Raw genomic sequence first — 13,516 nt, forward strand, 5'->3', positions numbered from 1 at the left:
GCCACGTCCGCCCCGCCACTGAACCGGCCTGCCAATTGCACCGTCTCGTACACGAGACGGCGACAGCTGTCGGTGAGGAGCACGCGTGGAGGCAAGTACGCTCGGCGCCCTGCTGGACGTCGTGGGCGGCCCGGCCCTGCGGCTGTGCACGGCACCCGCCGGCACTGCCGCCCCGGTCACCGAGGCGCTGCTGTACGACGCCCACACCCCGCTGCCCCGTACCCCCGGGGCCCTGCTGCTCGCCGTCGGCGTACGCGCCGCCACGGCCGGGCCGCTGGTGCGGGCCGCGGCCGAGGCCGGGATGACCGGAGTCGTGGTGCGGGGCACGGACGGGCCCGTCGACGAGGCCGAGAGGCACGGCGTGGCGCTGCTCGCGGTCGACGAGGAGGCGTCCTGGCACCACGTGCACCTGACGCTGGCCACGGCGATCGGGGCCCGGTCCGCCCACAGCGGCGGGCTGGGCGACCTGTTCGCGCTGGCCGACGCGATAGCTGCGGCGACCGGCGGTGCGACGGCCGTGGAGGACCCGCACCAGCGGATCCTCGCCTACTCCACCGTCCCCGGTCAGCCCGTCGACGAGGACCGCCGCCAGGGCATCCTCGGCCTTCAGGTCCCGGTCAGCGTGGAGAACGCGGAACAGGTCCGCTTGGTGTTCGGCTCCGCCGGACCGGTCCGGCTGCCCGCGCTCACCGAGCGCGAGCTGCCGCGGCTCGCCGTCGCGGTGCGGGCCGGCGGCGAGCCGCTCGGCGCGATCTGGGTGGTCGACGGCGGCACGCTCGCCGCGGACGCCGCGCAGAGCCTGGCCCAGGGCGCGGCCACGGCAGCGCTCCTGCTGCTGCGTGCCCGCGTGACCCAGGGGCTGACCCTCGACCGGAACACCGATCTCGTACGCAGGCTGCTGACCGGTTCCGGTTCCGCGTCCGATTCCGCGGAGGCCTCTACAGCGGCGCACCGCCTGGGCTGGGACGCGGTCCGCGTGGCCGCCTTCGCACTCGGCTCCGGGGCGAGCGTGCCCGACGCCGAGCGGACCTTGCTCAGGCTGCAGGACGTCGTACGCCTGCAGTGCGAGGCGCGCTACGGGCGGCACGCATGCGTGTCCCTGGACGGGGTGGTCTACGCGCTGCTGCCTGCGCCCGGGGAGCACGCCGAGGCGCGCGAGCCCCAGCAGCGACTGACCGCCGACCGGCGACATCGACAGCTTGCGGAGGACATCGTGGGCCGGGTGGGGCGGTCGCTGCGGGTGCCGGTACGGGCGGCGCTCGGCGAGACGGTGGCGGACCTCGGCGAGGTGCCGGCCTCCCGCGCGGACGCGGATCTGGTGCTGCGGCTGCTTGACGACGCGTTGCCGGTGGCCTCGATCGACGACGTACGACCCAGGGTTACGCTGCTGCGCCTTGCCGATGTGCTGCGGGAGCGGCGGGAGTTGAGGGTGGGCGCCTGGCAGCGGGTGCTGGCCGCCGACACCGCGTACGGCACCGACTACGCCCGCACGCTGGTGTCCTGGTTCGACGCCGGCTGTGACGTGGCGAGCGCGGCCAAGACGCTCTCCGTGCACCCCAACACCTGCCGTTACCGCCTCAAGCAGGCCGGCAGGCAGCTCGGGATCGACCTGGCGGACCCCGACGAACGGCTGGTGCTCTGGCTGCAGTTGAGGGCGGGTGCTGGGCTCGGGCTGCGAGGAGCAGGGCAAGTACGTCCCCGGTCCGGCCCGCAGCCCGGCCCGCCCACGCGTCGTCAGCTGAAGGTCAGCGGAGATCCCGGATGAGTTGGGCGACGACGGAGTCCACCTTCGCCTCGTTGAACTGTTCCGAGCCGATCAGGAGGGTCACTGCCCGTCGGCCGTCATTGGTGACGGCGTTCCTGAGCTTGTGGCCGGTCTCCATGAAGCCGCTGTGTCCCCAGGTGACGAATCCCGGGGTGCGCTCCTGGCGCTCGACTCCCAGTCCGTAGCGCTCGCCGCGCTCCTCCGGGTCCGCAACGGTCCGTTTCATCTCGGCCAGTTGGGCCGGAGCCAGTAGTTTCCCGGACATCAGCGCGGTCCAGAAGGTGTTGATGTCGGCGCCGTTGGAGACGAGCGCACCCGATGCGTCGGCCCCGGAGACGTTCCATTCCGTCCAGTCGAGGAGTTTCCCGGACCGCTTCACGTAGCCGCGCAGGTCCGGCGCCGGCAGCGTGGTCCGGTCGCCGGGCCAGTAGGTGTGGCGCAGCCCGAGGCGCTTGATGATCCGCTGGTTGATCTCGGTGCCGATGCTGCGGCCGGTGACCTTGGTGACGATCAGGCCGGCCAGGTTGTAGTTGGTGTTGGAGTAGGAGAAGCCGCCCGGAGCGCTGCCGTCGGCCGGGGGCAGCGTCAAGGCCTGCTTGACCGTCTGCAGGGGCTCGATGTGATCCCAGCGGTGCGCGTCCTCGTCCTCCCAGAACGGTGCCGCCAGGTAGTCGGGCAGGCCGCTGGTGTGCTGCAGCAGCTGCCGGATCGTGATCTTGCGTCCGTCGTAGTGCTTGGTGCGGATCAGGCCCGGCAGGTGGCGATCGACGGTGTCGTCGAGCTTGATCCTGCCTTCGCCGACGAGCTGGAGCACGACCGTGGCCGTCCAGGTCTTGGTGTTGCTGGCGATGCGGCTGTGTTCCTTGCCGACGGCCTTGCGTCCCGTCCTGATGTCGGCGAGGCCGACCCCGGTGCTGTGCACGCCGCAGCGTGGGCTCGTCACCGTGACGCTGATCCCCGAGGCACCGACGCCGCGCAGTTCCTCCAGCGCTTCTTCGACGGGCCCGGGGTCGCACCGTGGTGTCACGGCGGAGGCGGCAGCAGGGCCGGTGGTCATGAGCGAAGCAGCGAACGCCAGAGCCACCACGGCGCTCGTCCTGCGCATGGCTGCCGGGGCGGCCGGGGCTGTCGGGCCTGTCGGGGTTGCCTTTCGCGGACTTGCTGGAATGTGCATGCACACAGCGTCCGACCTGGCCCTGTCGTGCGCATGCAGCGCCCGGCCAGAGATCCCCAGGATGTTTTGTACGTCCGGCCAAGGGCTGTCCCCGGGGTGGCCCGGGCAGCGGATGCAGGCAGGGTGGTGCTCACCTAAGCTCTTAATACCCGGCTTTCTCCAAGCCAGTTCACATTTCGTAGCCCTCGATGAACAGGGAGTGGCATCGGATGAGCTCACAGCCGAAGAACAGCAAGAACGGCCTCGCGAAAGCCGCCGCCGACATGACCGACCACCCGCCCCAGCACGGCCACGGCTACCAGGGCCCGGTGAGGGACAAGGTCAAGGGCGGTGCACACAGCAAGGCAGCAGGGAAGCGGGCAGGCACCCCGCAGGGTGACCGCATCGGGGAGCGGACCAAGGGCCTGAGCTGACACCGCCGCCGTTCGCCCGATCACCGCATCGCCAAAGGACACCGTCTCCAATAACCCGGCAATAGCCCGGCAATGCACTTGCACCCCGAACTCCCCCAGGAATTCGGGGTGCAGGTCATGCCCTGGAACAGGTCAGATTCTTCCAAGCCAGGCCGCAGGCAGGTCGATAGGCTCGTCAGCCACTGACGCACCCTCACGACCCGGAGGTCCCAGTGAGCGAGCAATCCCCCACTCGCAGAGGCGTCTTACGAGCCGCCGGCAAAGTCTCCGCGGCACTGGCTCTGGGCGGCGCCGGCACCCTCGCCGCCGCACCGGCCGCTGCCGCCGCGGTCGGCGACGGCTTCGGGCTGCACGTCGTGGACCGCAACGAGAGCGACCCCCGCCTGCGCTACTACCGGTTCGCGACCGACGCGATCGGCTGGAACCCCGGCGTGAACGTCCTGCTCCCCACCGACTACCACACCAGCGGACGCACCTACCCCGTCCTCTACCTCTTCCACGGGGGCGGCCTCGACGCCGACTTCATCTACTTCGACCGCCTCGGCATCCGGGAGTGGACGGCCGGCAAGCCGATCATCGTCGTGATGCCCGACGGCGGCCACGCGGGCTGGTACTCCAACCCCGTCAGCTCCAACACCGGCCCCCGTAACTGGGAGACGTTCCACATCTCCCAGCTGTTGCCGTGGATCGACGCCAACTTCCGTACGTACGCCGAGTACGACGGCCGCGCCGTCGCCGGATTCTCCATGGGCGGCTTCGGCGCCCTGAAGTACGCGGCCAAGTACTACGGCCACTTCGCCTCGGTGAGCTCCCACTCCGGCCCGGCGAGCCTGCGCCGCGACTTCGGCGCGGTCGTGCACTGGGCCAATGTGTCCTCCGGAGCCGCCGACCTGGCCGGAGGCACGGTCTACGGCGCACCACTGTGGGACGAGGCCAGGGTCAGCGCCGACAACCCGGTGCAGCGCATCGAGAGCTACCGGAACAAACGTGTCTTCCTGGTCGCCGGCACCGGCGGTGGTGCGGTCGACTGGTTCGCCCAGATCTCCGAGGACGAAGTGCTCGCCGGACACCGGGAGTTCCGCGGCCTGCTGGGCAACGCGGGCATCGACCACGAGTGGCACGAGGAACCCGGCAGCCACGTGTTCCGTGTGCCGGTGTTCCTCCGCGACCTCGACGGCATCATCGGCCGGCTCCGTAAGGCTTAGGGGTTTCCGTACGGGGTGCTGCCTGTCAGCCCGCCGTCCATGGCCGCCAGGCCGGCACCCCTCACACCCAAGTAGTCGCCAACCACACCGTCACCGCCGCAACGAGCAGCAACGTGATGTTGAGCGCGATGTCGCGGTCACCGCGGCGAAGGTGAACCCTGGTGGCGCCGATCTGCAGCACCACGAAGCCGCTGGCCGCGGCCAGGGCGAGCCAAGGTGCGATGCCGGTCAGGGGCGGGAGGATCAGGCCGATCGCGCCGAGCACTTCGACGGTGCCGATGGCCCGGACGGCGGGCATCGGCGTGGTGTCGACCCAGGCCATCATCGGGCGGAGCCGGTCACGGCTGCGGACCACCTTTACCCCGCCTCCGTACAGGTAGAAGAGGGCGAGCAGGCCGGCGGCGATCCAGTAGGCGATGTTCATGAGGCAATTCCACGGCCGGGGTACCGCGACTGTCCAAGACCCATCCCGCGAAGCCGATACCGAACGGGTATCGTCGCAGCATGGAGCTACGAACGCTGCGCTATTTCGTGGCGGTCGCCGAGGAACTCCACTTCGGGCGGGCCGCTGCCCGGCTGCACATGAGCCAGCCACCGCTGAGCCGGGCGATCAGACAGCTGGAGTCCGAGGTGGGCGCTGCGCTGTTCGACCGGTCGCCGGCCGGTGTCACGCTCACCGACGTGGGGGCGGTGCTGCTCACCGAGGCACACGCCCTGCTCGACCGGGCCGATCTGGCACACGAGCGCGTGGCCGTGGCGGCAGGCGCCGCCACCCTCACCGTGGGCATCCTGGGCGACAGCGCCGACCCGGGCGCGACCCGGCTGGCCGCCGCCTACCGTCGGCGGCACCCGCGCGTCGAGGTCCGCATCCGCGAGACCGACCTGACGGATCCCACCTGCGGGCTGCACGCCGGACTGGTCGATGTCGCCCTGACCCGCGGGCCGTTCGACCAGACCGGCCTGACCGTACGCGCGCTGCGCGCCGACCCGGTGGGCGCCTTGCTGCGCGCCGACGATCCGCTTGCCGGCCGCGGCCACCTGAAGCTGGCCGATCTGGCCGACCGCCGCTGGTTCCTGTTCCCGCAGGGCACCGACCCCGGCTGGCAGTCGTACTGGAACGGCGGCGAGCCACGCGAGGGCCCCGTGGTGCGGGCCGTCCAGGAATGCCGCCAGGCCGTGCTCTGGAACGGCACGGTCGGCATGACGCTCGTGGACCACGACCCGGGCGCGGAACTCACCGTGGTGCCTCTGGTCGACATGCCGCCGAGCCAAGTGGTGGTGGCGTGGCGTGCGGACGATCCGAATCCCTTGATCCGCTCGTTCGTCCGGATCGCAACCGCCGCCTACGGTGCGGGAAGCTCGTCAGACCGAGCGTGAGGCACGCTCCTGACCGTCTCCCCCTGCGCCGCTCACCCCGGCGCTGATCAGCCCCTGACCAGGCAGAAGGGATGGCCGGCCGGGTCGGTCAGGATGCGCGCCTTGGCCTCGTGCGGTTGGTGATCCGGCTTGCCCGCACCCAGATCCCTCAGCCGCGCCGCAACCTCGTCCAGGTCGTCCGCGACCTTGAAACAGATGTGCAGCTGCTGCGGAACGATCTGGTCGGGCCAGCTCGGAGCACGGTAGTCGTCGACCCGCTGGAAGCCGAGGAGGAGCCCGTCCCCGAGCCCGTCCCCGGAGTGCAGCCCGGCGAACTCGTCATTCGACTTCGGGTGGAGTTCGAGGCCGGTGGCCTGCTGGTAGAACGCCGCCAGGGCCATCGGGTCCGGACAGTCGAGAGTTATCGCGCTCAACTTCAACTGCAGGGACATGGCACCTCCGGGACGATCACTGGCACTGGAGAGGCACACCCTAGCCAGAGCCCTGCCGGCCCTCCCCATGGCGGTGGCTATGCTGCGGATCATGGACATGGTGATCCCGCTCTGCGACCACTTCGAGCCGCTCGACGCGATCGGACCGTACGAGATTCTCGTGTACGGGCCCGGAGCCACCGTGCGGTTCGTCGCGGCCGAACCGGTCCTCGTGCAGGACGCCTTGGGATCCCTGCCGGTGCACGTCCCCACCGGGTACGCCGAGGTCGTACGCTGCCACGTCCTGCCGATCCCGGCCGGGCGGGGGCAGCTTCAAGACCCCGCTGGACGGCCTGACCGCCACCGCCCACTGGGACGCGGCCGGTGAACTGGAGTCGTACGGCGCCGTCTGCACCCCCGGGCGAGTGGTCCGGCACGACCGGGTCATCACCTCGGACAGGGTCTCCTCCGGCATCGACATGGCCGTCCAGCCGGCCGCCCTGCTCACCGACGAGGTGACCGCGCAGGCGATCCGGCTCTGCGGCGGGTACGACCCACCCCCCTTCGACAAGTCGAGCCCGCCATGCCCATCGAATCATCACCCGGGAGACATCAACGTATGAGTGCGCCATCAACGCGCCCTGAAACAGAGCAGGCTGACGGGTCCTCAGTCCAGGTCGGCGTTCTCGTTCCGCTGACTCGGCCCGGTTGGGTCGGGGCCGGCCGGCACTTGCTCGCCGGACTCGAGCTGGCAGTGCGCGAGATCAACGACGCCGGTGGGATCGCCGGAAGGCCGCTCGAACTGCTGGTCCGGGACACCGCGGCTGACCCGCAGCGGGCCGCGGCGGCCGTGGAGGAATTGGCCGGCCTGGGCGTGGCCGCCTTGGCGGGCGAGTATCACAGCGTCGTCGCTCGCGCCGCTGCCGCCAGGGCCGATGCGCTCGGCCTGCCGTATCTCTGCTCGTCAGCGGTGCTCGACGCGCTCACCGAACAGCCGACGGAGTGGGTGGCGCGCCTGTCCCCGCCCCAGTCCCGCGGCTGGCAGGTGTACGCGGACTTCCTGCTCGGCGCGGGGCACAGCCGGATCGCCGTGGCCACCCAGCCGAGCGTCTACTGGGCGACGGGGACCCGCATCCTGCGGGACCATCTCGCTTCACGCGGCGGCAGTGTCGTCGAGCTCGACATGAGTGCGCTGTCCCCCGACGCGGTGTGCGACGCACTCGTCGACCAGCGCGCGACGGCCCTCCTCCTTCTGGTCGGCCACCCCGAACCGGCCGTCCCCACCGTCAAGTCGGTCCGCCGCGACCAGCGCCTGGCCGAGATCTTGATCGGCGCTCCGGCCGGACAGCCGGAGTTCGCCGAGTGGGCGAAGCTGCTGGGTGCCGACGGCGCCGCGATCCCGTTCTTGCGCTATCTGCCCGAGCGCCTCACCCCACTCGGCGTACGAGTCGAGACGACCCTGCGTGAGCAGTTGGGCGAGGCGCCCTCCTTCGTCGCCTTCGAGGGCTACGACACCGTCGCCGTCCTCGCCGACGTGCTGCGCTCCAACGGCACGGACCGGGCGCGTACTGCCGCGTCCTGGCCGCGCGTTGACGTCGAAGGCACGCGCGGGAAGATCCAGTTCTCCCGTACGCCGGGGATCAGCGTGTGGCAATGGGCTTCGACGCCGATCCAAGTCGTCGATCGGGATCCGGCGGAACCCGAGCGCTTCCGGGTGCTCCACTCCGGCTGAGCGAGCCCGGAGGGCGCCGAACGACTTCCCCTGCCTTCCCTGCTTTTCCCTGCCTTTCCCTGCCTTCCCCTTGAGGCGGTGTCGTGGTCAGCCGCAGCAGGAGCCGGCAGCCTCGGCCGCACTCTCACCGGCAGCGGGCCCAGCGGCGGGCTCGGCGGTGGGCTTGGTGGCGCGGACGATGGCGGAGTGCATGCCGTCGGCGACCGCGTGGGTGGGAGTGATCTCGATGGCGGTGAAGCCGGCGGCTTCGAGGCCGCGCCGGTATTCGGCGAAGGAGAGGGCACCGGCGATGCAGCCGACGTAGTCGCCGCGTTCGGCGCGCTGTTCGGGGGTGAGGGTGTCGTCGGCGACGACGTCGGAGAGGCCTGTCCGGCCGCCCGGGGTCAGGACGCGGAACATCTCGGCGAAGACGGCGGGCTTGTCCGTGGACAGGTTGATGACGCAGTTGGAGATCACCACGTCGATGGTGTGAGCGGGCAGCGGGATGGCTTCGATGGTGCCCTTGAGGAACTCGACGTTGGTGGCGCCGGCCTTCTGCTGATTGGCGAGGGCGAGGGCGAGCATCTCCTCGGTCATGTCCAGGCCGTACGCCTTGCCGGTGGGGCCGACGCGTCGGGCGGAGAGCAGCACGTCGATGCCGCCGCCGGATCCGAGGTCAAGGACGCGCTCGCCCGCGTGGAGGTCGGCGACCGCGGTGGGGTTGCCGCACCCCAGCGAGGCGGCGACGGCCTCGGCGGGCAGTTGGTCGCGCTCGTCGGCGGCGTAGAGGGTGCCGCCGAAGTTCTCGTCGACCTCGATCGCGGCCGGGCCGCAACAGGCGGTGCCGCCCTCGGTGACCTGGACGGCGGCCGCGGCATAGCGTCGGCGGACGGTCTCGCGCAGGTCGGTGGACTGCTCGCTCATGACCTTCACTCCTCGATGGCAGGGCCTGGCGGGGCCCGGATCAAGCTGCATTGACGTTTCTCGATGCAAGCTTGCGCCTTGGATCGAAAAACGTCAACATAGAAGTATGTCGAAACAAGAGCTGGTGGTGCTCGGTCAGGACGGCGCCGAAGGATGCTGCCCGACCCTGCTGACCGCCCCCATGGCCGACGACCGGGCCGTCGAACTGGCGAAGGTGTTCAAGGCCCTCGGTGATCCGGTGCGGCTGCGCCTGCTGTCGATGATCGCCTCGCGGGCCGGCGGCGAGATCTGCGTCTGCGACCTCACTCCTGCCTTCGACCTGTCCCAGCCGACGATCTCCCATCACCTGAAGCTCCTGAAGCAGGCCGGACTGATCGCCTCCGAGAGGCGCGGGACGTGGGTGTACTACCGGCTGCTGCCCGAGACGACCGACAAGCTCGCCGCCGTCCTCACCCGCCCGGCTTCCCCCGCCTCCGACCTGCCGGCCGGGGCCGCTTCGTGAGCGAGCCGCCCACCACCGCAGCGGCGGGGCCGGTCGCGGCCCGGCTGTCGTTCCTGGACCGCTTCCTCGCCGCGTGGATCCTCCTCGCGATGGGCGCGGGCCTCGGCCTGGGCCGCCTGGTGCCGGGCCTCGGGGATGCGCTGGCCGAGGTCACCGTCACCGGGGTCTCGCTTCCGATCGCACTCGGCCTGCTGGTGATGATGTATCCGGTACTGGCCAAGGTCCGCTACGACCGTCTCGACTCCGTCACCCGCGACCGCCGCCTGCTCGTCCCGTCCCTGGTCCTGAACTGGATTCTGGGCCCGGCGCTGATGTTCGCGCTCGCCTGGGTCTTCCTGCCCGATCTGCCGCAGTACCGGACCGGACTCATCATCGTCGGGCTCGCCCGCTGCATCGCCATGGTCATCATCTGGAACGACCTGGCGTGCGGCGACCGCGAGGCCGCCGCCGTGCTGGTCGCCCTCAACTCCGTGTTCCAAGTGATCGCTTTCAGCCTGCTCGGCTGGTTCTACCTGTCCGTCCTGCCGGGCTGGCTCGGCCTGGAGACCACCGGCCTGAACGTGTCGGTCTGGGAAATCGCCCGCAGCGTACTGATCTTCCTCGGCATCCCGCTGGCCGCCGGGTTCCTGACCCGCAAGCTCGGCGAGAAGGCAAAGGGACGCGCCTGGTACGAAGCGAAACTGATCCCCAGGATCGGCCCGTTCGCCCTGTACGGGCTGCTGTTCACGATCGTCGTGCTGTTCGCCCTGCAAGGCGATGCGATCACCTCGCAGCCCTGGGACGTGGTGCGGATCGCGCTGCCGCTCCTGGTGTACTTCGCCGTCATGTGGGCCGGGTCCATGGCGCTGGGCAGGGCGGTCGGCCTGAGCTACCCGCGGGCCACGACCTTGGCGTTCACCGCCGCGGGCAACAACTTCGAGCTCGCCATCGCCGTCGCGATCGCCACGTTCGGCGCCTCCTCCGGGCAGGCGCTGGCCGGCGTCGTCGGTCCGCTCATCGAGGTTCCCGTCCTGATCGGCCTCGTCCGCGTCGCCCTGGCCGCGCGGCGCTTCTTCCCCAACTCCCCCAGCCCGCAGGCCGAGTCGGCCGCCGTCGAGGAAGGTCTCACCCGTGTCTGACATCTCGTCGAAGCCGTCTGTCCCGTCGAAGCCGTCCGTGCTGTTCGTGTGCGTCCACAATGCCGGACGTTCGCAGATGGCCGCCGCCTTCCTCGCCCACCTGGGCCGGGGCCGCATCGAGGTCCGCTCGGCCGGCTCGGCCCCGGCCCGCTCGGTGAACCCGGCCGTGGTCGAGGCGATGAACGAGGTCGGCATCGACATCTCCGCCGAAAGCCCGAAGATGCTGACCACGCAGGCCGTACAGGCGTCCGACGTCGTGATCACCATGGGCTGCGGGGACGCCTGTCCCGTCTTCCCCGGCAAGCGGTATCTCGACTGGAAGCTGGACGACCCGGCCGGGCAGGGTCTCGATTCCGTCCGCCCGATCCGCGACGAGATCGAGCGCCGCATCACCGCTCTGCTCGCCGAGCTGCTTCCCGACCGCTGACCGCTGTCCCCTGTCTGCTGACCGGTGCCGGTTCCGCCACAGCCACCGCGACAGTCAGGGCGCGGTGCTGCCTGATTCCGCGGCCGCCTCCGCAACCGCCTCCTCGGCCTTCGGCGGCCAGTGCCGCACAAGCACCTTCACTCCCTGCGCGGCCCGGGCGATCCGGGCACCCGGCGACGGGTCGCTGTTGCGTCGCCGGAACGCCGTGTCCAGTTCCAGTACGGCGACAGCCAACACCTCCAACTGGCGGAGCTGGGTCTGGAGTTGAGCTCGGGCATGCTCGCCTCTACCGGCGGCGACCACCAGGGCCCGCCACTGGAGCACCTCCAGCTTCCGCCCCAGATCCGACCCATCGACGAAGTCGCCGTCGCCGATCGCACGGGAGCGTTCGATCGCCTTGCAGCCCTGCATCACCCGAACCGCCAGCTCACCCTCCGGGCTGTCCAGGTCCCGCCGGGTCACATAGCTGTGGTGCAGCCGACGCAGTACCTCCCTCTTGGAGGTCATGCCGCGCACCACCGCCTTCCCCCGGCTGGGCACGGTGTCATTCCAGACCGGTGCGTCCTCGTAGGCCATGCCGCGCCCGAACTCGACCCGGTGCAGATGCCGCCACCGCTCGTACGGTAGGTCCGGATCGGTCATCACCAAGTTGTCGTCCCGACGCCGCTCGTAGTCCGGCAGATACAGCTCCACCAGTTCTTCGAGCGCCGACCCCGTCTCGGCAACCGCGCTCGGCGCCGCAGGCGCGGCATCCTGTACCTCGGGCTCGCTCCGGCGCGCCGGCGAGTCGCTGACCGCGTCCCCGTCCAGGCGCCCCAGCACCTCGCTCGCCAAGATCCGGGCCGCCGCCGACAACTCCCGTGCGCGTACGTCATCCGGATGATCGGACGCCGCCTCCAACAACCCCGCGGCCATCCGCCGCAACCCGCGGGTCAACTCCTCGACCCGCGCGTCGACTTCCCGCTCACTCATACGTTCCCCCCTGTTGCCGCTGTCGGCAGTGTGCCAGGCGTGACTTCGCATCCCGCACCGACCTCTGCTCACCCCGTGACCCCGTACGACACACATCCAGCAGCTCGTGGGAACCCTCCAAGCCCGGCCGGGCATCGTTGTGGCGGTCAAGATCACCGTGTTCCTGCGCACGGCCGCAGACTGGCAGAACGCGGTGGTCAACGCGCCGCCGCCTCCTCGTCCGTGACGACAGCTGGGACACCACACCATGAGCGAACGCGTCATCGCGCCCAAGAGCCGGGGCTTCCTCTTCCTCGACTCCCACCCGGGCGGCTGCCGACAGCTGGTCGACGAGATGTGGCAGGCCGTCCCCGCCCCCGTCGACGCCGGCGGCGAGGGGCCGGTCGCACTGGTCATCGGCTCGTCCGCCGGGTACGGCCTGGCCGCGACGATCGCGGGCCTGGCCCGTGTCGGTATCCGTGGCATCGGCGTGTGCTTCGAGAAGGCGCCCGCCCGCCGCACCGGCACGGCCGGCTGGTATCGCACCGCCGCCACCGCCCGGCTCGCCCGCCAGCACGGCCGGGACATGGTCTTCCTCAACGGCGACGCGTTCAGCGACACGGTGAAGGAGCAGGTCGCCGACCTCCTCGCCGAGCGGTTCGGCGGACGACTCGACTTCCTGATCTACTCGGTGGCCGCACCCCGCCGCACCGACCCCGACACCGGCGACGTATATGCCTCGGTCCTCAAGCCGGTCGGCTCTCCGTACACGACCAAGACCCTCCTCTTCGACGAGTACGGCGCCCCGGAGGTGAAGGAGGTCACCACCGCGCCGGCCGAGGGCGACGACATCGAGCAGACCGTGGCTGTCATGGGCGGCACCGACTGGGAACGGTGGGTCACGTTCCTGGCCGAACGGTCCCTGCTCGCCGACGGCTTCAGCACCGCCGCCCTGTCCTACATCGGCTCACCGCTCACCGCGGCGATCTACCGGCAGGGCACCATCGGCGCCGCGAAGGCCCATCTCGAAGCCACCGCAAGGACGTTGGACGAGCGACTCGGCAAGACCCTGGGCGGCCGGGCCGTGACCTCGGTCAACGCCGCCGCCGTCACCCAGTCCTCGACCGCCATCCCCGGCATCGCCCTGTACGTCGGACTGCTGCGCGGCGTCCTCGGCGACGCCATGGTCGCCCCCATCGGCCAACTGGTCGATCTGTGGGACCGGTTGACCGGCACCCGCCCCCTCGACCTCGACGACGAGGGCCGGGTGCGCCTCGACACCTGGGAACTCGACCCCACCGTGCAGAGCGCCGTCGCCGAACGCTGGTCCAACGCCGCCAGCGACACCATCGGCGAACTCGCCGACCTCGACTGGTTCCGCGACGAGGTCCGCCGTCTCTACGGCTTCTCGGTCCCCGGCGTCGACTACACCACCGCCGTCGAGACCGACGTTCCCTGGCCCGAAGGCCGTTGACGAGGTCCGACTCGAAAGTCCGCACGCCCGTGCATTGACGTCTTCGACAGCCCGGTTCAGGGTGT

General features: G+C 70.6%; 16 protein-coding genes. 11 read left to right on the plus strand and 5 right to left on the minus strand.

Going from position 1 to position 13,516, the window contains the following annotated elements:
• The first annotated feature begins 85 nt into the window (after positions 1 to 85).
• Positions 86 to 1,765 carry a PucR family transcriptional regulator gene (locus tag OG430_RS03900; RefSeq protein ID WP_327350969.1) on the plus strand — a complete coding sequence of 560 codons (1,680 nt, stop codon included), beginning with the start codon at positions 86 to 88 and terminating at the stop codon, positions 1,763 to 1,765.
• Here OG430_RS03900 and OG430_RS03905 read toward each other — a convergent pair.
• On the minus strand, positions 1,746 to 2,870 hold the full coding sequence (locus OG430_RS03905) for a serine hydrolase domain-containing protein (RefSeq protein WP_327350970.1): 1,125 nt from the start codon (positions 2,868 to 2,870) through the stop codon (positions 1,746 to 1,748). The genes OG430_RS03900 and OG430_RS03905 overlap by 20 nt on opposite strands.
• A 278-nt stretch (positions 2,871 to 3,148) precedes the next feature.
• Here OG430_RS03905 and OG430_RS03910 point away from each other — a divergent pair, with 278 nt between their 5' ends.
• Both OG430_RS03910 and OG430_RS03915 read left to right on the plus strand, forming a co-directional pair.
• A complete protein-coding gene (locus tag OG430_RS03910) occupies positions 3,149 to 3,352 on the plus strand; it encodes a hypothetical protein (protein ID WP_327350971.1) in 204 nt (67 codons plus the stop codon).
• A gap of 212 nt (positions 3,353 to 3,564) precedes the next feature.
• Complete coding sequence (locus OG430_RS03915) at positions 3,565 to 4,557, plus strand: alpha/beta hydrolase (protein ID WP_327350972.1); 993 nt, start codon at positions 3,565 to 3,567, stop codon at positions 4,555 to 4,557.
• Positions 4,558 to 4,618: 61 nt separating this feature from the next.
• Here OG430_RS03915 and OG430_RS03920 read toward each other — a convergent pair whose 3' ends face one another.
• Entirely contained in the window at positions 4,619 to 4,981 is a 363-nt protein-coding gene (locus tag OG430_RS03920; protein ID WP_327350973.1) for a DoxX family protein, read from the minus strand.
• An 80-nt stretch (positions 4,982 to 5,061) separates the two neighbouring features.
• Here OG430_RS03920 and OG430_RS03925 point away from each other — a divergent pair, with 80 nt between their 5' ends.
• Positions 5,062 to 5,934: a LysR family transcriptional regulator gene (locus tag OG430_RS03925; RefSeq protein ID WP_327350974.1), complete on the plus strand. Its 873-nt coding sequence runs from the start codon at positions 5,062 to 5,064 to the stop codon at positions 5,932 to 5,934.
• A gap of 47 nt (positions 5,935 to 5,981) precedes the next feature.
• On the opposite strand, the gene OG430_RS03930 is transcribed toward OG430_RS03925, so the two are convergent.
• A complete protein-coding gene (locus OG430_RS03930; RefSeq protein ID WP_327350975.1) occupies positions 5,982 to 6,365 on the minus strand; it encodes a VOC family protein in 384 nt (127 codons plus the stop codon).
• Positions 6,366 to 6,456: 91 nt separating this feature from the next.
• Here OG430_RS03930 and OG430_RS03935 point away from each other — a divergent pair, with 91 nt between their 5' ends.
• Genes OG430_RS03935 through OG430_RS03945 form a run of 3 tightly spaced genes read left to right on the plus strand, consistent with a single transcriptional unit; the run spans position 6,457 to position 8,076 of the window.
• The gene (locus OG430_RS03935) at positions 6,457 to 6,732 is read left to right on the plus strand and encodes a hypothetical protein (RefSeq protein WP_327350976.1); all 276 of its coding nucleotides are present in this window, start codon (positions 6,457 to 6,459) and stop codon (positions 6,730 to 6,732) included.
• Between the two features lie 37 nt (positions 6,733 to 6,769).
• Complete coding sequence (locus tag OG430_RS03940; RefSeq protein ID WP_327350977.1) at positions 6,770 to 6,967, plus strand: hypothetical protein; 198 nt, start codon at positions 6,770 to 6,772, stop codon at positions 6,965 to 6,967.
• Positions 6,964 to 8,076, plus strand: coding sequence for an ABC transporter substrate-binding protein (locus tag OG430_RS03945; RefSeq protein WP_327350978.1), 1,113 nt, complete (start codon positions 6,964 to 6,966; stop codon positions 8,074 to 8,076). Before OG430_RS03940 ends, OG430_RS03945 begins: the two co-directional genes overlap by 4 nt.
• Positions 8,077 to 8,163: 87 nt before the next feature.
• Here the strand turns inward: OG430_RS03945 and arsM are convergent, their stop codons facing one another.
• Positions 8,164 to 8,979, minus strand: coding sequence for an arsenite methyltransferase (gene arsM, locus OG430_RS03950; protein WP_327350979.1), 816 nt, complete (start codon positions 8,977 to 8,979; stop codon positions 8,164 to 8,166).
• A gap of 106 nt (positions 8,980 to 9,085) precedes the next feature.
• Here arsM and OG430_RS03955 point away from each other — a divergent pair, with 106 nt between their 5' ends.
• Genes OG430_RS03955 through OG430_RS03965 form a run of 3 tightly spaced genes read left to right on the plus strand, consistent with a single transcriptional unit; the run spans position 9,086 to position 11,026 of the window.
• The gene (locus OG430_RS03955) at positions 9,086 to 9,481 is read left to right on the plus strand and encodes an ArsR/SmtB family transcription factor (protein ID WP_327350980.1); all 396 of its coding nucleotides are present in this window, start codon (positions 9,086 to 9,088) and stop codon (positions 9,479 to 9,481) included.
• Positions 9,478 to 10,599: an ACR3 family arsenite efflux transporter gene (arsB, locus tag OG430_RS03960; RefSeq protein WP_327350981.1), complete on the plus strand. Its 1,122-nt coding sequence runs from the start codon at positions 9,478 to 9,480 to the stop codon at positions 10,597 to 10,599. Before OG430_RS03955 ends, arsB begins: the two co-directional genes overlap by 4 nt.
• Entirely contained in the window at positions 10,592 to 11,026 is a 435-nt protein-coding gene (locus OG430_RS03965) for an arsenate reductase ArsC (RefSeq protein ID WP_327350982.1), read from the plus strand. The genes arsB and OG430_RS03965 overlap by 8 nt, the downstream gene beginning before the upstream one ends.
• 54 nt (positions 11,027 to 11,080) lie before the next feature.
• Here the strand turns inward: OG430_RS03965 and OG430_RS03970 are convergent, their stop codons facing one another.
• Positions 11,081 to 11,998, minus strand: a complete 918-nt coding sequence (locus tag OG430_RS03970) for a hypothetical protein (protein WP_327350983.1) — start codon at positions 11,996 to 11,998, stop codon at positions 11,081 to 11,083.
• A 247-nt stretch (positions 11,999 to 12,245) separates the two neighbouring features.
• Between OG430_RS03970 and fabV the strand changes: the two genes are divergently transcribed.
• A complete protein-coding gene (gene fabV, locus OG430_RS03975; protein WP_327350984.1) occupies positions 12,246 to 13,451 on the plus strand; it encodes an enoyl-[acyl-carrier-protein] reductase FabV in 1,206 nt (401 codons plus the stop codon).
• Positions 13,452 to 13,516: the final 65 nt, after the last annotated feature.

The organism is Streptomyces sp. NBC_01304, assembly GCF_035975855.1.
In the GTDB taxonomy this organism is placed as follows: domain Bacteria; phylum Actinomycetota; class Actinomycetes; order Streptomycetales; family Streptomycetaceae; genus Streptomyces.